Origin of the sequence: Streptomyces sp. 4N509B (assembly GCF_052245655.1) — a bacterium.
Lineage (GTDB): Bacteria > Actinomycetota > Actinomycetes > Streptomycetales > Streptomycetaceae > Streptomyces.
Genome location: NZ_JBQQBZ010000027.1, coordinates 14,850 through 31,113, shown reverse-complemented (window position 1 = coordinate 31,113; position 16,264 = coordinate 14,850). Strand labels below are relative to the sequence as shown.

The window sequence follows — 16,264 nt, the reverse complement described above, 5'->3', positions numbered from 1 at the left end:
CGCCACGGCGCCTCATCGATCGTCCAGGGGAACGGCCGCCGGGCGATCGACGGTGCTCGTGACCGGGACCGACCGGCCCTCGGCCGCGGCGGTCAGCACCGCCTCCATCACCTCCAGGACGTGGAAGCCGAGAACCCCCCGGGCCCGGCCCGCCGAGGGGTCACCGGCGAACGCTCCCGACCAGAGGAGATCGGCCAGGCCGTATCCGCGGGCGGCCTGCCGGTACCCCGCCGACACGGGCAGCACCGTCCAGCCCGCACCGGTGTCCAGTGCGACGTCGCCGCTGAACAGGTTCGGGTCCGGCACGGCCAGCGAACCGTCCGTCCCGTGCACCTCGATGTGGGCGGCGTGGGTGGACAGCGCGTCGAAGCTCATCACCAGGGTCGAGAGGGCACCCGAGGCGTGCGTCAGCGCTCCGGTCACGTGGGTGGGGGTGGCCACGGGTATGCGCTCGCCCGCCCGTGGCCCCGACCCGATGACGCGTTCGCTCCGCAGGGCGCTGGCGGCGCCGACGACGCCCACGACCGGCCCGAGCAGCGTCACCAGCGACGTCAGGTAGTAGGGCCCCATGTCGAGGAGCGGGCCGCCACCGGGCTGGTAGTAGAAGTCAGGCGCCGGGTGCCAGCGCTCGTGACCCGGCGTCACCATGGTGGCCGTGGCGCTGAGCGGCGTTCCGATGGCGCCCTCGTCGATCGCCGCGCGAGCGGTCTGCACCCCGGTGCCGAGGACGGTGTCGGGCGCGCTGCCGAGGACGACGCCCGCGGCGGACGCGGCGTCCAGCATCACGCGGCCCTGCGCCGTCGTGGCGGCCAACGGCTTCTCGACGTAGACGGCCTTGCCCGCCTCGATCGCCGCCAGCGACGTCTCGGCGTGCGCCGCCGGGATGGTGAGGTTCAGCACGGCGTCGACGTCCTCGCGTCGCAGCAGCTCCTCGACGGTCAACGCCCGCGCGCCGTACGCGTCCGCCGCCGCGGCGGCACGGCCGGCGTCGAGGTCGGCGACGGCGACGAGCTCCAGCGCGTCGAGCCGGGCGATCGTCTCCAGGTACTGTCGGCTGATCACGCCGGCGCCGACGAGTCCGATCCTCAGCGGCTGGCCCACAGCATTCCCCGTTCGATGATCGTCCGGACGTTCGGGTTCTCCAGGACCTCGACCCGATGGCCCGGTGTGCACGCGAAGATGCGTCCCGCGCCCCAGCGCCGGGTCCACACGGCCGGACAGGTGTGCGGCTGGTGCCACGGGTCCCACGGGCGGGCCGGCAGCGTCGTCGTGGCCAGGACGTCGAGCAGCCCGTCGGTGAGGACCCAGTACTGCTCGGTCACGAGGTCGAAACTGTCGATCCCGGCGGTGATGGGGTGATCGGCCGCCGCCGGCAGCATCTCGATCCGGTGCGGTATGTAGTTGTCGGACTGTTCGCCCTGCCGTTCGTCGGGGTGTTTGCCCGGGTGGTGGGCGAACTGCGCCCCCATCAGGTGCAGGTAGTCGTCGCTGGCCCGGTAGGAGTCGGCGATGCCGCCGTGCCAGCCGGCGAAGCCGGTGCCGGCCTCGATCGCCGCCCGCAGTCCGAGGACCTGGTCCCGTTCGATCGTCGACATGGTCACGCACTGCACGACCAGGTCGGCCGTGGCCATGCGGTCCGCGTCCGCGTAGACCGCCGGTGAGTCGTGAATCTCCCATGCGTAGCCGTGACGCTCCAGGTGGGGCAGGAACATCTCGGTGGCCGCCTCGGGCTGGTGTCCTTCCCAGCCGCCGCGAACGATGATCGCTTGTTTGCTCATGGAGAGGTACATCCTCGGTGTCGTGAACGCCGCGATGGGCGTCGGTGAGTGTCGGGGGTGCGGGCGGTCGCGGGTCGTCACACGAGCGGAACCCGTACCTCCTCGCCGCGCTGTTCGACCCGGACCGAGCCCGTGGCGTCGCCTCGCCAGCCGTGCCCGGGGCGGACGAGCCCCGCGTGGAACGTCCGGGTGGCCGGGCCGCCGGGACGGGACCCCCGCGGCGCTCCGACCACGAGCGTGTGTTCCGCGTCGATCCAGCGCAGCGTGGTGCGGGTGTACTCGCCGGCCTCGTAGCCCCAGCCGTCGCCCTCGTCCTCGTAGAGGCCGAACTCGCCGTCGGCGCCGGGGAACACCAGGACGTCGAGATCGCCGTCCGGACGCGCGAGGGGCAGGATCGTCCCCGCCCTCGCGTACACGGGAATCGTCTCAGGACCGGCCGGGGCCTCGACCTCCCCGCCGCCGCCGTGGACGTCACCGGTCCACGCGTCGATCCAGGTGGTGCCCCGCGGCAGGTACACCGGCCGCGTCGCCTCGGTGCCGAGCGGAAGGCCGGAGCCGGAGCCGGAGCCGTCCCGCTGGGGTCGCGTGACGGGGCAGACCATCAGCGACGGTCCCAGGAGGAACTGGTCGTCGACCCGCAGGGCGCTCGCGTCGTGCGCGAAGTCGAAGGCGAGGGGCCGCATCATCGTCGACGATTCGAGGTACACGGCGCCCGCGACCGCGTAGAGGTAGGGGACCAGCGCCTTGCGCAGCTCGACGAAGCGCACGAGCGTGTCGTAGACGACCTCGCCCGGCGTGCCGAAGTGCCAGATCTCGCGAGGGGTGTCGCTGCCGTGCACGCGGAACATCGGGAGGAAGCAGCCGTACTGGAACCACCGGAGGAAGAGTTCGCGGTAGGCGGGATCGTCGACACCGTCGGGGAACTCGCCCCGGGCGAACCAGGCGTCTCCGGGCCTGACGAAGAAGCCACCGACGTCGCAGGTCCAGTAGGGGAGACCCGAGGCGGCGAAGTTGAGCCCTTCGGCGATCTGCCGGGCGAGGGTGTCCCACGAGGCCGAGACGTCGCCGGACCAGCTGAACGTGCCGTAGCGCTGCTGGCCGGGATAGGCCGAGCGCGTGAGGTTCAGCAGCCGGTGGGAGAAGCCGGAGGCGCGGTGACCGTCCCAGACGCCACGGCTGTGCGCCAGGGAGTAGGCGTTCGCCCTGGCCGGCCCGAGGAACTCCTCGGCCGCGCCGACGTTGAGCGCCCGCTGCTCCTCGGGACCGGGCCTGTCGGCGCCGTGCCAGTCGGCCTCGAAGGGCTCGGAGCAGTCGCACCAGACGGCGTCGAACCCGTGGCTGAGCAGGCCGCTCCGCGTCTGTTCCCAGAAGAGCGCCCGCGCCTCGGGGTCGAACGCGTCGTAGGTGCGATCGTTGGCGAGCAGCCTGCCGGCCGCCTGGAACTCCGCGTGGTCGGGGCCGGCGGCGTCCATGTGGGGCCAGACCGAGATCATGATCCTGGTCCCGAGCTCGTGCGCCTCACGGCACATGCCTTCGGGATCGGGGAAACGACGCGCGTCGAACGACTTCTGCCCCCACTGACCGTCCGGCCAGTACTGCCAGTCCACGACGACACACTCCGCCGGGAGGCCGAGCTCCGCGTAGCGGCGCGCGACCGCCAGCACCTGCTCCTGCGTCTCGTAGCGCTCCGTGGACTGAACGAAGCCGAACGCCCAGCGGGGTGGGATGGGCACCGCGCCGGTGAGGTGGCGGTAGCCGGCGATGACACCGTCCAGGGTGTCGCCGGCGATGACGAAGTAGTCGGTCTCGTCGACGCAGTCCGCCCGCAGCGTGGTGCCCGAGGCGTCGTCGTCGAAGCTCATCGCCGCGTAGCAGTGCCACAGCAGTCCCCAGGCGCGCGACGACAGGAGGAAGGGGATCGCGATCTTCAGGTTGTGCTGGTAGAGGTCGAGGTGGTGGCCCCGCCGGTCGAGGACGCCGACCTCGTGTTGGCCGAGGCCGTAGAGGGCCTGGTCGTCGGGGACGGTGAGGGAGAGGCGGGCCCGGAACCCGCTCCCGTCCGCCCTCGGTTTCCTGTCGCCTCCGGCCGCGCCCTGCTCGGCGAACAGCAGCTCGCCGCGGCCGTCGCGGTACGAGAGGCCGCCGGTGGAGCGGTCGACGTGCAGGGCCAGCGCCCCGTCGGACAGGACGAGTTCGTGCTCCGACTCCCGCGCGCTGAAGCGTACGGCGTGCCGCGTACGTCCCGGATCGAGCATGGGCCCGTCCTCGAACGACGCGGGCCCGTCGCCGTTCGACCGTGCGCCGATCCGCACGACGCCCTTCGCCTCCCACGACACCCGGACCACGGTCGCGCCGTGGCGGATCAGCACGCCGCCCTCGTGGTGCTCCCACGAGAGGTCACGGTCAACCTGGCGACGTGGCACGACGCCCTCCATGCGTTGCTCCCTCCTCGAACGCGTCGAGCGCGTCCCGTCGAACCCGGGGCGTGGCCGAACTCCTGTCGCCAGAGCCGCTCTCGTCACGTGGCGCCGCACGAGGCAGCAGCCGTATCATGTGATGAATTTACCACCCAGGTGTCCGTTCCTGTCCAGAGCTTTCGCATGCGCACCGGTCTCGCTGGGTGGAATCATCAGATCTATGACAGTGGTCCGGCGCGTGTCGCTGACCGACGAAGCGCGGGTGGACCTGCCGCCGGCTCAGAAGTTCTTGGTGGCCACCACCCAGGGGGCCTGGGAGGCCAGTCCCGCGGGGTCGAGGATGTGATCCGTCGCCGCCTGGTTGCCGTTGAGCACCATGTCGAGGAACGAGACGACCACCGCCATGCCGTCGGCCATCTGGGCGCCGGTGATGAACCCCCCGTGCCCGGCCTGCGGGTGTGTGGCCAGCACGGCGGGGACGGTGACCAGGCCGTAGTTGGCCTGGGAGTTGGTGTAGGCGATGTCGGAGGGGCCACCGTCCAGGAACATGACGGGTGTGTGGAGCTTCGCCAACTCGGAGCGGGGGTATCCGAACGAGCCGTCCTCGAAGAAGCCGCTGTTCAGGGAGACCGTGGCGGACACCCGGGCGTCCTGGGCGGCGACGAGCGCCTCCAGGCCGCCGCAGGAGTGGCCCGCGGTCGCCACCTTCGTCAGGTCGAGTCGCTGGAACAGCGGCGAGGCGGCGCGGTCGTGTTCCCGCTCGGCCCAGGCGATCGCGTCGGTCAGCAGGGACGGGATGGGCGAACCGCTCGGCACGCCGTTGGGCGAACCGTCGGCCGATCCCGTGTTCACCACGACGAATCCCTTCGACGCGACGAACGTCAACGCCTGCGTCACCTCGCTGTTGTCGGTGTGGGCGCACGCGCCGTTGCCGAAGGCCAGCACGGGCAGGGGGCGGCCGACGGCCTGCGGGTCCGTGGGACGGAACACCGTGAAGCGGTTGTCGCCGTACGCGCCCTCCCGGGTGACCGGGAAGTTGTTCTCCACCGCAGGCGGGTCCGTGGGCGCCTGCGACGGTGCCGTGGCGCGGGCTGTGGAGGGGGCCGTGGCGGCGGACGACGTGGACTGCGGACCGATCAGGAGCGCGGCCGCCGAGGTCAGTACCAGGGCGACGAGGGCCGCGATCGTCCGCTGGGCGAGGGGATCGATTCTGCGCATGGTGGTCACTTCTCCTTCGGGCAAGGCCGGTTCGGCCCGACGCGCGGGCGGTGACCGCCGCGACGCCGAGCGGTGCGACGGTGGTCGTGAGGAAGCGGGAGAGGTCGGGTCGTCGTGCTGAGACGAACGGGCACGGAGAACGGTGGTGGGGCGGCTCGGGACTGTTCGCCTGGCGTCGTCTGCGGACCGTGGGGCGGGCACGGGCCGCTCGCGTCCAGCGATGTTCGGGATGACGAACGCCGACCGGTTCGTCAGACGCGATGGTAGGCGGCCAGGGGAGGGAGCGGCCAGACCGCCTCCGCGGTCTCTCAGGTTCCCGGTCGGTCGGCGGGCCCCCTCGCTCCGGGCCCACCCGCCGTCGGCCACCGCCCCGCCGTCGGCCACCGCTCCCCCCGACGCGCGGCCCGGGTTCGGCGTCGGCGCAGCGGCCACCGCCCCGCCGGTGCCGCGTTCATCCGGCGCCTGCCCGCAGGTAGGGAATCGTCTGCGGACCCTCGGGCAGGACGCACACCCGGGCGCCCGTCCCGGCGGCGGCCAGCGCGTCGGCGACGGCGGCCGAGACGTCCTCCGCGTGGCCGAGATGCGCGGCGGCGAGTTCCTCCGCGCCCAGACGGGACGTGTGCACCAGCACACGGGCGTCGCGTTGGACGCGGGCCTGGATCTGGGCCTGCCACTGGTCGGGCACGGTCCTCGCGCGGCGGGCCAGGGTGTCCAGCAGCGCCTGCGGTGAGTCGGCCGACGCCAGGACCGCGCGGTAGGAGCCGTGGTCGGGAAAGCCGTCGCGGCACTCGGCCGCGCAGATGATCGTGCCGCCCGGCCTGACCACCTTGTGGGCCGCCGACATGCCCTTGACCGACTGGTAGAGGTTCTGGTCCAGCGGGTAGCCGGAGTTCGTCGTGACGACGACATCGAACAGCGTGTCCACCGGCCGCATCGCCGTGCGCCGCGCCGCCTCCGTGGCAGCCGCGTGCATGGGCAGCAGGTCCCCGCCGAAGGCCGTGACGATGTCCTGCTCGCGGTTGAGGACCACGTCCAGGGCGAAGGTGACTCCGGTCGCCTCCGCGATGGCCCGGACGTCGTCGTGCACCGGGTTGCCGTGGGTGACGCCCCACGTGGCGCGCGGGTCGGCGATCCGGGCGGCGTCGTGCAGGACGAGAACGGTCTCCAGCGCGGCGAGGCCGGGCGCGACGAGCTTCGGTCCGCCGGAGAAGCCGGCGAAGAAGTGGGGTTCCACGAAGCCGGTGGTGATGCGGACGTCCGCCTCGGTCCACTCGCGGTTCAGCCACACGGGCACGCCGTCGCCGAACGTTCCGCACCAGGCGAGGGACGCGCGATCACGCGCGTCGTGGTTGACGACGCGGACCGCGTCGACGACGTGGTCGCCGAACATGCGCCGCAGCTCCGCGTCCGTGTTGCCGCGGTGGGTGCCGGTGGCCACGAGCACGACCACGTCGGCCAGGTCGACCACGCCGTCCAGTTCGTCGAGGATCGCCGGAATCATCAGGTGACGGGGTTGGGGCCGCGTCACGTCGCAGGCCGAGATCGCCACCGTCTGCCCCGGCCGCACCCGGTCGCGCAGCGGCGGGCCGGCGACGGGGGAGCGGAGGGCCCGGCGCAGGGCGGCCATCTGGTCCTCGGCCGCCGGATGGTGCACCGGGGTGATCACGGTGGCCGCGGCCGGGTCGACCCGCAGGTCGAGGCCGGTCTCGCCGTAGGCCAGGCGAACGGTCAGCACGGCTCCTCCCTCGGGGTCGACGGCGCGGGGAGCGGGCGGGCCGTGGTGGTCATCGGGCCTGCTCCAGGGTGTGTCGCTGTCGTCCGAGCCGCTCGATCTCGATCTCCACGACGTCGCCGGCGCGCAGGTAGGGGAAGTCGTTGGCGCCGAACGCGACACCCGCCGGGGTGCCGGTGTTGATGACGTCGCCGGGGTCGAGGACCATGAACTGGCTGAGGTACCAGACGACGTGGTGCACGCCGAAGATCATGTCGCCGGTGCTGCCGTTCTGACGCAACGCCCCGTTGACCCACAGCCGCATGCCCAGGGCCTGCGGGTCGCCCACCTCCTCCGGGGTGACGAGCCAGGGCCCCAGCGGGTTGAAGGTCTCGCAGGACTTGCCCTTGTCCCACTGGCCGCCACGGTCGTGCTGGAAGACGCGCTCGGACACGTCGTCGGATATCGCGTATCCCGCGACACAGGCCGCCGCGGCGTCGGGTGAGGCGAGGTAACGGGCGGTGGCGCCGATGACGACGGCGAGCTCCGCCTCGTAGTCGGTGGCGGTGCTGCCCCGGGGCACGAGCACGGTGTCGTCGGGGCCGACGACGGTGTTGGACGCCTTCATGAAGACGACGGGCTCGGCGGGCGGCGGGGTGTTCGTCTCGGCGGCGTGGGCGCGGTAGTTCAGGCCCACACACACCACCTTTCCCGGCCGGGCGACCGGCGGACCGGTCCGGACGCCGGTCAGGTCGACGCTCGGCAGCCGTCCGGCGGCGGCCGCCTCCCGTGCCCGCCGAGGGCCGTCACCGGCGAGGAAGGCCCCGTCGATGTCGTGAGTGAGCGGCGACAGGTCGTGGGCGGTGCCGTCCGTGGACAGCAGGCAGGGGCGTTCGGCGCCGGGCGGGCCGACTCTCAGAAGGCGCATGGTTCTCCCGGTCGTGCGGAGGGGGTCTCAGTCGGGGTGCTCATCCGACGGGTCGCCTGGGCGGAGGTGGGCACGGAGCCAGTTCTCCGTGGTGCTGACGTGCACCAGCGCCGTCGCCTGGGCGAGGGGCGCGTTCCGGTCGGCCAGCGCGGCGTAGATGGCCTCGTGCTCGGCGATGGTCCGGTCCGCCGAGTCCTCGTCGACCAGGCCACGCCACACCCGGCCGCGCAGCGTGCGGCTGGAGATGCCCTCCAGCACGGACACCAGCGTCGCGTTGCCCGTCGCGAGGGTGACCGTGCGGTGGAAGGCGGCGTCGTGCTCGGTCAGGAGTCGGGGGTCCTCGCGGCAGGCGTGCATGGCCTTCAGGTGCTGGCGCAGCTCGTGGAGGTCGGCGTCGGTGATCCTGGTCGCGGCGAGCCCGGTCGCGACGGGTTCGAGCAGGCGCCGCACCTCGCTGACCTCCAGCAGCGTCTCGCCGCGGAGCATCTCGACCGCCGCGCTGAGCCCTTCGAGCAGCAGGCCGGGCTCCAGGCTCGTGACGTAGGTGCCGTCCCCGCGCCGGATGTCCAGGACCCGGGCGACGACCAGGGCCTTCACGGCCTCGCGCATGAGGTTGCGTGACAGGCCCAGCTCGGCGGCCAGCTGCGGCTCCGGAGGAAGCCTGGAACCCGGGGGCAGGGCACCGGACCGGATCAGCTCCCGGATGCGGGCGATCGCCCCGTCGGTCAGTGACATGCGCCGCAGCGTAGATCAGAGATCCCATGTCTGGATAGGATCTTCGGAGATCTTGGGTCGATTCTTCCCAGAAGTTGGGTCTCTGCCCCACGGTTCTCCGTGAATCGATCCTATGTCTGCGCGAAGCGGCGCCGACGGCGCGTCGACCCGGCGTTCGCCGTGCAACGCGGGCAACGCGGCGACGCGGCGACGCGGTCCCGACCGCGGCCATCAGGCCCTGGCCCGTTGATGCCGACCCGCCACCCGGCGGGAAGCGCGAGCTGCCGCCGGGCGTTCACGCGCCCGCCCCTGCCTGACCGGGGCCGGCCGTGCCCCCGGTAGGGGAGTCGGCCGGCGACGCGACCGCCGGTCACTTCTTCCTGTCCTCTCCTGGCGTACCACGAGGCGGAGCCGAAGAAGCGGAGCAGGGCGACCAGTACGGCTTCCTGGCGGGTGGTCAGTCCCTGACGGCTCCGGCGATCAGGATCGCCGACGGAGTCGACCCTGGTAGCCGAGGTGAGCCCCTGGGGTTGCCGATCCTCGGGCGGGGGTGAGGGCCCCGGCTGTCGGTGTCGGGCGATACCTTGTGCCGCATCACGGCAGATTGGTCGACACGGGGGATCCCCATGCGGTACCGCTTCACGTCCTACCAGCCGGCGAGTGACGCCGAGGCCGCAGCCGTCACGGACGGCACCAGGCTGGGCGGCCTGCCGCACTGGCTGGAGGAGCCGCAGTGGCCGGTCGACCCGTACGAGAACGAACTGGCCACGTTCATGGGGCAGTTCCGGATGCCGGCGGCGGACGGCAGCGGCAAGGGAAACGGGGACGGGGACAGGGACGGGGACCGGATGGTGTACCTGTTCGCCATCGGGTTCTCGGGCGAACACGCCACCGTCGTCCAGCCGGGCGGGCGGGTCACCGAGTCCTTCGAGACGCGGGCGGCGGCCACCGGGCCGAACGAGCTGGACCGGGTCCACCTGCTCCGGGTGGAGGAAAAGGTCGACTTCTCCCACGTCGAACGGGACCTGGAGCCGGTCGAGGGCGAGGACGAGTATGACCGGGAGGCTCGGCTGGAGGAGGCGCTCGAAGAGCGCCAGAAGGACGCCGAAGGCAGCATCCGGATGAACCAGCTCGGCGGCCCCGACGTGGTGCCGGTCTGGTTGCAGGGCGACGACCTGCCGGGTGAGGGCTGGCAGCTGGTCGCCCAGCTCGACTCCTACGAACTGCCCTTCGGGGTCAACTTCGGTGACAACGGGGTCGGTTACCTGTTCCTCTCGCCGGACGGCAAGAACGCCGAGTTCTTCTTCCAGAGCTGCTGAGACGTACCTCGTCGACACCACCACCGCGCGCACGGCCCCCGCCTGGAGCCCGTCCGACGGATCCTGCCGGGCAGGACCTGGCTCCGGACGGCGGCCTCACCGCCATCGCCGGCTTGTCCGGCCGGCCGACAAGGGGCCGCCGCCCGCCCGACGGCCCGGACCCCTCAGGGGGCGCTGGCCAGGCGCCCCCTCACCTCGGCGACCTGCCGCGAGGTCAACGGGCTCGCGGGAAGTGGGCGGGCGGCGACGCGGCCGCTGGAGGGGAGGGCGACAGCCGCCGGCACCGGGCGTCCGCACCGGCACCGGCGGCCGTCTCTCTGACCCGGCCCCGGAAGGGGGTCAGGCGGTGTGCAGCGTCAGCCCGTACGCGTTCAGGATCTCGTTGACGGGCTGGTACCAGGTCTCGCCGCCACCGGAGCAGTTGCCCCAGCCGCCCGAGGTCACGCCCTGGGCCTGGTCGCCGCTGATGTACGAGCCGCCCGAGTCGCCCGGCTCCGCGCACACGCTCGTCTTCGTCAGCTGGTAGACCGTCTCGCCCGAGCTGTAGTTGACCGTCTCGTTCTTCGCCAGCACGGTGCCGCAGTGCCAGCCCGTGGTCGAGCCCGACCGGCAGATCGACGCGCCGATGGGCGCCTCCGCCGAGCCGCGCACCAGCGCGTCGGAGACGGTGCCCCAGCCGAGGACGACCGGCACGGTCCACCAGCCGCTGCCCACGCTGACCCACGCGTAGTCGTTGCCGGGGAACGACGAGCCCTGGAAGGTGCCGATGTGCGTGCGGTCCCAGCCGCTGACGCTCGCCCCGACCCCGCCGCAGTGCCCGGCGGTCACGAAGCCGCCGTGCACCGAGAAGCCGATGGAGCAGCGGACGTTGCCGGTGTAGTACGGGTCGCCGCCGACCGTCCCGGCGGCGAACGTCTCGGGCGCCTCGACCGCGCCGGTGCGCACGGTGACGGGGCCGGCCCGCCGCGCGTCGGCGAGGAACGCCGCCACCTCGGCGTCACCCCGGGCGCCGGCCACGACGTCGACGACGACGCTGTTGACGCGCGGGTCCACGTGCCAGGCGGCGACGCCCTCCGGCGCGTCCAGCTCGTCCAGTTCGGTCAGCGTGGCGTTCAGTTCCCGCTGGGTGTGGCGGACGAGCTCGACCTCGGCGCCGGTGGCCCGCACGTCGGCGGCCCGGGCCTCGTCGGTCACGGCCACCACCAGTGTGCCGTCCGCCGGGTCGAACCAGCTGCCGCCGAACGCCCGGCCCGCGGCGCGCCGCGCGTCGGGCTCGACGGCCACGGCCCGCGACTCGGCCGCGAGTCGCGTCAGGGCCTCCTCCTCCGTCAGCCCGAGGTCGCGCTGGAGCGCCTGCACCAGGGCGGGTTCGGCCGCGGGCTCCGCCGCGCCGCCGGAGTGTTCGGCGGCGACCGCCTGGCTGCCGCTCACCGCGGCGACGGCGACCAGGAGCGCGGACAGACACAGGCGCATGCCTGCGGTACGTCTCATGTGGGGGATCTCCTTCTGTGCTCTGCGTGTGGAGCCGAACAAGGAGACTGAGAGCGCTCTCACTCCAGTGGGGAGAGTAGGGCCGAGTCTTTGACATGTCTAGACCAACGGCTGCTCCGGCCGCGGGATCCGGCCACGGCGCGCCACGGCTTCTCCGGTGCGCGACCCGGCCCGCGCACGAGGGGTGAGGGGTGAGGGGTGAGAGGGCGCCGCGCTGCCGGATCGGATCACCGCCCGCCGTCCCGAGGCGGACGCGCTCGCCGAGACGCCGTCCGAGGAAACGGACCGCGAAGGGTGACCCGCGTGGCGGGTTGGAATCCCGGGCGCGCCAGGGGAGTTGCAGGGTGTCACGCCTTCGCTACCATGTCCTGCCGTCCACAGCGTGGGGCTTTGGGGGCTTCGAGGGGGAAGGTATGGCCGAGCTCGGTGACGCGGGGCGTCCCGGCAGCCGGGATGGGGACACGGTCAACCTGTTCCACGGGGACGCCCGGGTCGTTGTCCAGTTCCGGGATCTCTACGGGAACCTGAGCATCAACGTACCGGCGGCGACCACCCCCTCGGAGGAGGAACGGGCGGCACACGCCCTTGCCGAGGCGGTGTTTCGACAGTGGCGCGAGGAGGCCAAGGTCTGGGATGTCGGCGGTGACCGCACCCCACTCGCGATCGAGTGGCGGGCCCGGGAGCGGCGCGCCGACCATCCGGAGAACGTCGGGGGCTCCGTCGGGCGTACGGCCGACGGCCCGTGTGGTGGCGGTGACGACGTCGGCGACATCGTCTCGCCGTTCCTCGCGCTGCCACAGCGGCGGCTGGTGATCCTGGGTGGTGCCGGCTCCGGCAAGTCGGCGCTCGCGATCATGATGACGCTCGACCTGTTGAAACGACGGCTCCTCGCCGTTGGGCCAAACGACCCCGACGCACATCTCCCGGTGCCGGTGGTGCTCCCGCTGACCGCGTGGGACCCGGACCGCGAGGAGTTCGGCGCCTGGCTGGTGCGCCGGCTGGCCGAGGACTACCCCGCCCTGCCGCGCGTCGGAGGTGACCACCCCGCGCGTGCGCTGTGGAAGGCGAGCCCCACCACGCGGCTGCTGCCGGTGCTCGACGGGCTCGACGAGATGCCGCGCGACCGGCAGGCCACCGCGATCAGGTCGCTCAACCGGGCGCTGTACGAGGGACACCCGCTGATCCTCACCTCGCGCACGGAGGAGTTCGACGCGCTCGCCCGGCACCCGGTGCTCCGTTCCGCCGCCGTCGTCGAGGCGCAGCCCGTCAAGGCCGCCGACGCCGAGGAGTACCTCAGGCGCAGCGCCCCGCCCGACGCGCTGCACCGCTTCGGCCCGCTGTTCGAGACCCTGACGAAACAGCCCACGGCACCGGCCGCCACCGCCCTGTCGACGCCGCTGATGCTGTGGCTGGCCCGCACCGTCTACAGCCGGCCCTGGTCGGATCCCGGCGAGCTCGCCGACCAGGCACGGTTGCCCACCCGGGCCGCCGTCGAGGACCACCTCCTCGACGCGTTGGTCCCGACCGTCTTCGCCGGCCAGCCGGTGGCCTCCGGCGACCGCCACGATCCGCCCCGCCGCTGGTCGCCGCGGTCGGCCCAGCGGTGGCTGCGCTACCTCGCCGGCCACCTGGAACGGCGCGGCACCACTGAGCTGGCGTGGTGGCGGCTCCACCTGGCGGCCCTGCCGAGCCTGCTGGTGCTGCCGGCCCTGGTCGCCCTCGGCCTCGCGGTCTCCGCGGCGGGGTCCCGCCTCACCGCCTGGTATCGCGACGAGCAGAGCCAGGGGTCGCGCTGGGAGTGGCAGGAGTTCACGTTCACCAGCGAGATCACGACCGCGCTCCTCAGCGGGTTGACCCTGGGAGTCGTCCTGCAGTTCGTCGTCAGGATCTGGTACTCCGACTACCGCTTCGGCGAGCCGCGCCGCATCGTCAACCCGTTACGCCTGGGGGCCACGCTGCGCGCCGCGGCCCACGCCATCACGCCGTGGCGGGCCGTCGGCGCCGTGCTGGCCGTCGTCCTCTTCGCGGCCATCCTTCTGCTGGCCGCGCTGAGCACGCCGTCCGACCTGGGGGGCCGTCAGTTCGGCAACCAGGCGATCGGCCTGGTCGTCGCCGCCGCGCTGGTCATCCTGCTCGCCGCGCCGGCCACCGCGGAGGACGAGGTCGTCACGCCCGAGCGGCGGATGCGCGGCGAGCACGTGGCGGTGGCCGTCACGCTCTGCGTGATCGCCCCGGTGATCGGGTACGCCGTCGGCGCCAGCGCGTGGCACGAGCCGGGCACGGCGGGCCGCGCTGTCGCCGTCGCCGGCTGGCTCGGAGCGGCCACCATGCTGCTGGGCGTCAGTCCGTGGAGCCGTTGGCTGCTGGCCCGCGGCAGCCTGGCGCTCGCGGGCCGCGTGCCGTTCTCCCTGATGCGTTTCCTCCACGACGCCCGACGGCACGGCGTGCTCCGCGAGGTGGGCGCGACCTACCAGTTCCGCAACCGCCGCCTCCAACAGCGCCTCGCCGAGCGCGCCTCCGGTGGTGGCCCGGCCGCGGTCTTCGGTCACGCCGCGCGGCGGGCGCCCGAGCTGCCGGGGGACGCGATCACCGTGCTGCGGGACGGCGGCGTCGTGATCAGGCTCAGGCGGCGCCGGCTCGCGTTCGGCCCGATCATGGTGCTGCTGCCGCTGATCGGCCTGACGACGCTGCGGATCGCCGTCACGGGGGGCACCGAGGCGCTGCCCGTGATCTGGGGGCCGGCCGTGGTCCTGCTGGTGCTCGGCGGCGCGCCCGCCCTCGCCGCCTTCGTCATGCCGCGCCGCACGGACGTGCTGCGCATCACCCGCGACCACCTGGAGTGCCGTACCGGGCTGTTCCGCCTCGACCGATACGCCTGGCGGCACGTCGAGGACGTCGCGGTGCGCCGCACCAGGTTCCGCGGGGTCGACACGCGGCTGTACGGCATTCACGTACGGCTCGACCCCGCGGCGCCGCGCGGCCCGCGGTTGGCCCGCAGCGACGGGCCCTGGTACACGCTCTGCCGGCTGGGGCTGCACCCGGTGCTGCCCTGGCAGGTGGAGGCGGCGCTGCGGCACTTCGCCGCCGAACGGTGGCGGCCCCCGGCGCTGTCGTCGCTGCCCGGTGGCGACGGCGAACTCGACTGGCAGGGCCTGCGGCGTGAGCTGCTCCGACACGGCGCCCACGAGGAGCAGGGCCCGGCGCCGGCAGGCGATCCGACGATGGAGGCCAGGGAACGGGTGACACCGGTCCGCAGGGCGGGCGGCGGCGCCGGCGCCGCGGTTCGCGTCGCGGTGGTCGGGGCGTTGGTCGTGGCGGCGACGGTCCCGACGCTGACGTCGCCGGGCGGCGCCGACATGCCGGGCTGGTCGGTGGTGGCCGCGGTCGCCGGCCTGCTGCTGCTCTGTACCGACCTGCCGTTCGGGTACGCCGGCAGGCTCGCGGCGCTGCTGCGGCTCGGTGGCGTGCTGTCGTTCGGCCTGTCCACCGCGGCGGTCCTGGCGGTGACCGTGCCGCCGGACCCGCTGGGCTGGGCCGACCTCCTCGCCGTCACCGCGCTCGCCCTCGTACAGGGCCTGTGCCAGCTGCGGCTGCGCTGGCACGCCACCCGCCGCACGCAGGGCCGGATCACGATGAGCTGGGCGTTCACCCTCCTGGTGCAGGGCTACGCGGTGCTGCCCTCGGCCGCGGCGGACGGGACGCCCGGGGCGGTGGCGTTCCTGGCGTACCTGCTGGCCGCCCTGCTGATCCTGCTGGGTGTCATAGCGGGGCTGGACCCCTTTCCCGACGGTGCGCGGCGCAAGATCACCGTCACCGTCGGCGCGACGACCGACCAGCTCTCGTGGGTGACGCCGGCCGTCGTCGCCTGGCACGTCCTGGTCGTGGGGACCCTGGTGGCGGGCGCCGGGTACGCGGCGTGGGAGGGCGGCTCGGCGGTGTGCTGGATCATCGCCGTCGGCACGGTCCTGCTGGTCGTCCCGGGCCTCCTGTCGCACCTCGGGCAACGGGTGCGGGCCCAGCGCGGAGCCCTCGGTTAGCGGCTGTCCCGTCATCCCGGGTGGGTCAGGGGATCGCCGAGAAGGCCGTAGGCCGTGTCGTGGGCCCGGCGCGCGGGAGGCCGGTCCCCCTCTGCTCCCGCATCGCTCCCACGTCCGGCCGAGGCGGCTCGAAGGACGTGGCCGTCCCGCCTCGGGAAGCCGGGCCGCGAGGCCGAAGACACAGGTCAGAACGTTCCTCCCGCCGGGGCGGGAAGTGGGGCGGGTGGGACTCGAACCCACGGCCGACGGATTATGAGTCCGTTGCTCTAACCGGCTGAGCTACCGCCCCGTAACGGCGTGCCGCGCACATCAGTGCGCGCCGTCTGCCGCAGCATAGCTGCTCATACGATCTGCCGCCCGGCGCGGGGGGCGACCGGCGGTGGCCGTACGTAGGCGAGGACTGCGGGCACGGGGTGATCGGTTCCCGGTGTGCGACGGGTGATGCACGCGGGGAGACAAAAACGACGAAGGGCCCCGCTGACGGGGCCCTTCGTCGTTGCTCCCCCGACTGGACTCGAACCAGTAACCTGCCGGTTAACAGCCGGCTGCTCTGCCAATTGAGCTACAGGGGACTGCTCCGCTCGGGTCCGCCGCCCTGGTGTTGGGGGCACGCCCGCGCTGCCGCCCATAGATTAGCGCATGTGATGGGAT

General features: G+C 73.1%; 10 protein-coding genes and 2 tRNA genes. 2 read left to right on the top strand and 10 right to left on the bottom strand.

What is annotated here, in order from left to right; translation table 11 throughout:
* Positions 1-12: 12 nt before the first annotated feature.
* The 7 genes from ACTWP5_RS22615 to ACTWP5_RS22585 all read right to left on the bottom strand — a co-directional run bounded on the left by ACTWP5_RS22615 (position 13) and on the right by ACTWP5_RS22585 (position 8,787).
* On the bottom strand, positions 13-1,101 hold the full coding sequence (locus ACTWP5_RS22615) for a Gfo/Idh/MocA family protein (RefSeq protein ID WP_443222894.1): 1,089 nt from the start codon (positions 1,099-1,101) through the stop codon (positions 13-15).
* On the bottom strand, positions 1,086-1,778 hold the full coding sequence (locus ACTWP5_RS22610) for a ThuA domain-containing protein (protein WP_443222893.1): 693 nt from the start codon (positions 1,776-1,778) through the stop codon (positions 1,086-1,088). Before ACTWP5_RS22610 ends, ACTWP5_RS22615 begins: the two co-directional genes overlap by 16 nt.
* A gap of 77 nt (positions 1,779-1,855) precedes the next feature.
* Positions 1,856-4,201, bottom strand: coding sequence for a glycoside hydrolase family 31 protein (locus tag ACTWP5_RS22605; RefSeq protein ID WP_443222892.1), 2,346 nt, complete (start codon positions 4,199-4,201; stop codon positions 1,856-1,858).
* A 273-nt stretch (positions 4,202-4,474) separates the two neighbouring features.
* On the bottom strand, positions 4,475-5,413 hold the full coding sequence (locus tag ACTWP5_RS22600; RefSeq protein WP_443222891.1) for a hypothetical protein: 939 nt from the start codon (positions 5,411-5,413) through the stop codon (positions 4,475-4,477).
* Positions 5,414-5,864: 451 nt separating this feature from the next.
* On the bottom strand, positions 5,865-7,148 hold the full coding sequence (gene larA / locus ACTWP5_RS22595) for a nickel-dependent lactate racemase (protein ID WP_443222890.1): 1,284 nt from the start codon (positions 7,146-7,148) through the stop codon (positions 5,865-5,867).
* Positions 7,149-7,197: 49 nt separating this feature from the next.
* Positions 7,198-8,052: a fumarylacetoacetate hydrolase family protein gene (locus tag ACTWP5_RS22590; RefSeq protein WP_443222889.1), complete on the bottom strand. Its 855-nt coding sequence runs from the start codon at positions 8,050-8,052 to the stop codon at positions 7,198-7,200.
* A 27-nt stretch (positions 8,053-8,079) separates the two neighbouring features.
* Complete coding sequence (locus tag ACTWP5_RS22585) at positions 8,080-8,787, bottom strand: FadR/GntR family transcriptional regulator (protein WP_443222888.1); 708 nt, start codon at positions 8,785-8,787, stop codon at positions 8,080-8,082.
* A 605-nt stretch (positions 8,788-9,392) separates the two neighbouring features.
* Here ACTWP5_RS22585 and ACTWP5_RS22580 point away from each other — a divergent pair.
* On the top strand, positions 9,393-10,085 hold the full coding sequence (locus ACTWP5_RS22580; protein ID WP_443222887.1) for a hypothetical protein: 693 nt from the start codon (positions 9,393-9,395) through the stop codon (positions 10,083-10,085).
* Between the two features lie 339 nt (positions 10,086-10,424).
* Here the strand turns inward: ACTWP5_RS22580 and ACTWP5_RS22575 are convergent, their stop codons facing one another.
* Positions 10,425-11,576 carry a S1 family peptidase gene (locus ACTWP5_RS22575; protein ID WP_443222886.1) on the bottom strand — a complete coding sequence of 384 codons (1,152 nt, stop codon included), beginning with the start codon at positions 11,574-11,576 and terminating at the stop codon, positions 10,425-10,427.
* A gap of 413 nt (positions 11,577-11,989) precedes the next feature.
* On the opposite strand from ACTWP5_RS22575, the gene ACTWP5_RS22570 reads away from it, so the two are divergent.
* The gene (locus tag ACTWP5_RS22570; RefSeq protein WP_443222885.1) at positions 11,990-15,613 is read left to right on the top strand and encodes an NACHT domain-containing protein; all 3,624 of its coding nucleotides are present in this window, start codon (positions 11,990-11,992) and stop codon (positions 15,611-15,613) included.
* Between the two features lie 215 nt (positions 15,614-15,828).
* On the opposite strand, the gene ACTWP5_RS22565 is transcribed toward ACTWP5_RS22570, so the two are convergent.
* A tRNA-Ile gene (locus ACTWP5_RS22565) sits at positions 15,829-15,902 on the bottom strand.
* Between the two features lie 210 nt (positions 15,903-16,112).
* Positions 16,113-16,185, bottom strand: a tRNA-Asn gene (locus ACTWP5_RS22560).
* Between the last annotated feature and the right edge of the window lie 79 nt (positions 16,186-16,264).

What these genes read in the sequence shown, in the direction of transcription:
- ACTWP5_RS22610 (WP_443222893.1), bottom strand. Translation starts at nt 1,778, where the DNA reads ATGAGCAAACAAGCGATCATCGTTCGCGGCGGCTGGGAAGGACACCAG.
- ACTWP5_RS22600 (WP_443222891.1), bottom strand. Translation starts at nt 5,413, where the DNA reads ATGCGCAGAATCGATCCCCTCGCCCAGCGGACGATCGCGGCCCTCGTC.
- ACTWP5_RS22590 (WP_443222889.1), bottom strand. Translation starts at nt 8,052, where the DNA reads ATGCGCCTTCTGAGAGTCGGCCCGCCCGGCGCCGAACGCCCCTGCCTG.
- ACTWP5_RS22585 (WP_443222888.1), bottom strand. Translation starts at nt 8,787, where the DNA reads ATGTCACTGACCGACGGGGCGATCGCCCGCATCCGGGAGCTGATCCGG.
- ACTWP5_RS22580 (WP_443222887.1), top strand. Translation starts at nt 9,393, where the DNA reads ATGCGGTACCGCTTCACGTCCTACCAGCCGGCGAGTGACGCCGAGGCC.
- ACTWP5_RS22575 (WP_443222886.1), bottom strand. Translation starts at nt 11,576, where the DNA reads ATGAGACGTACCGCAGGCATGCGCCTGTGTCTGTCCGCGCTCCTGGTC.
- ACTWP5_RS22570 (WP_443222885.1), top strand. Translation starts at nt 11,990, where the DNA reads ATGGCCGAGCTCGGTGACGCGGGGCGTCCCGGCAGCCGGGATGGGGAC.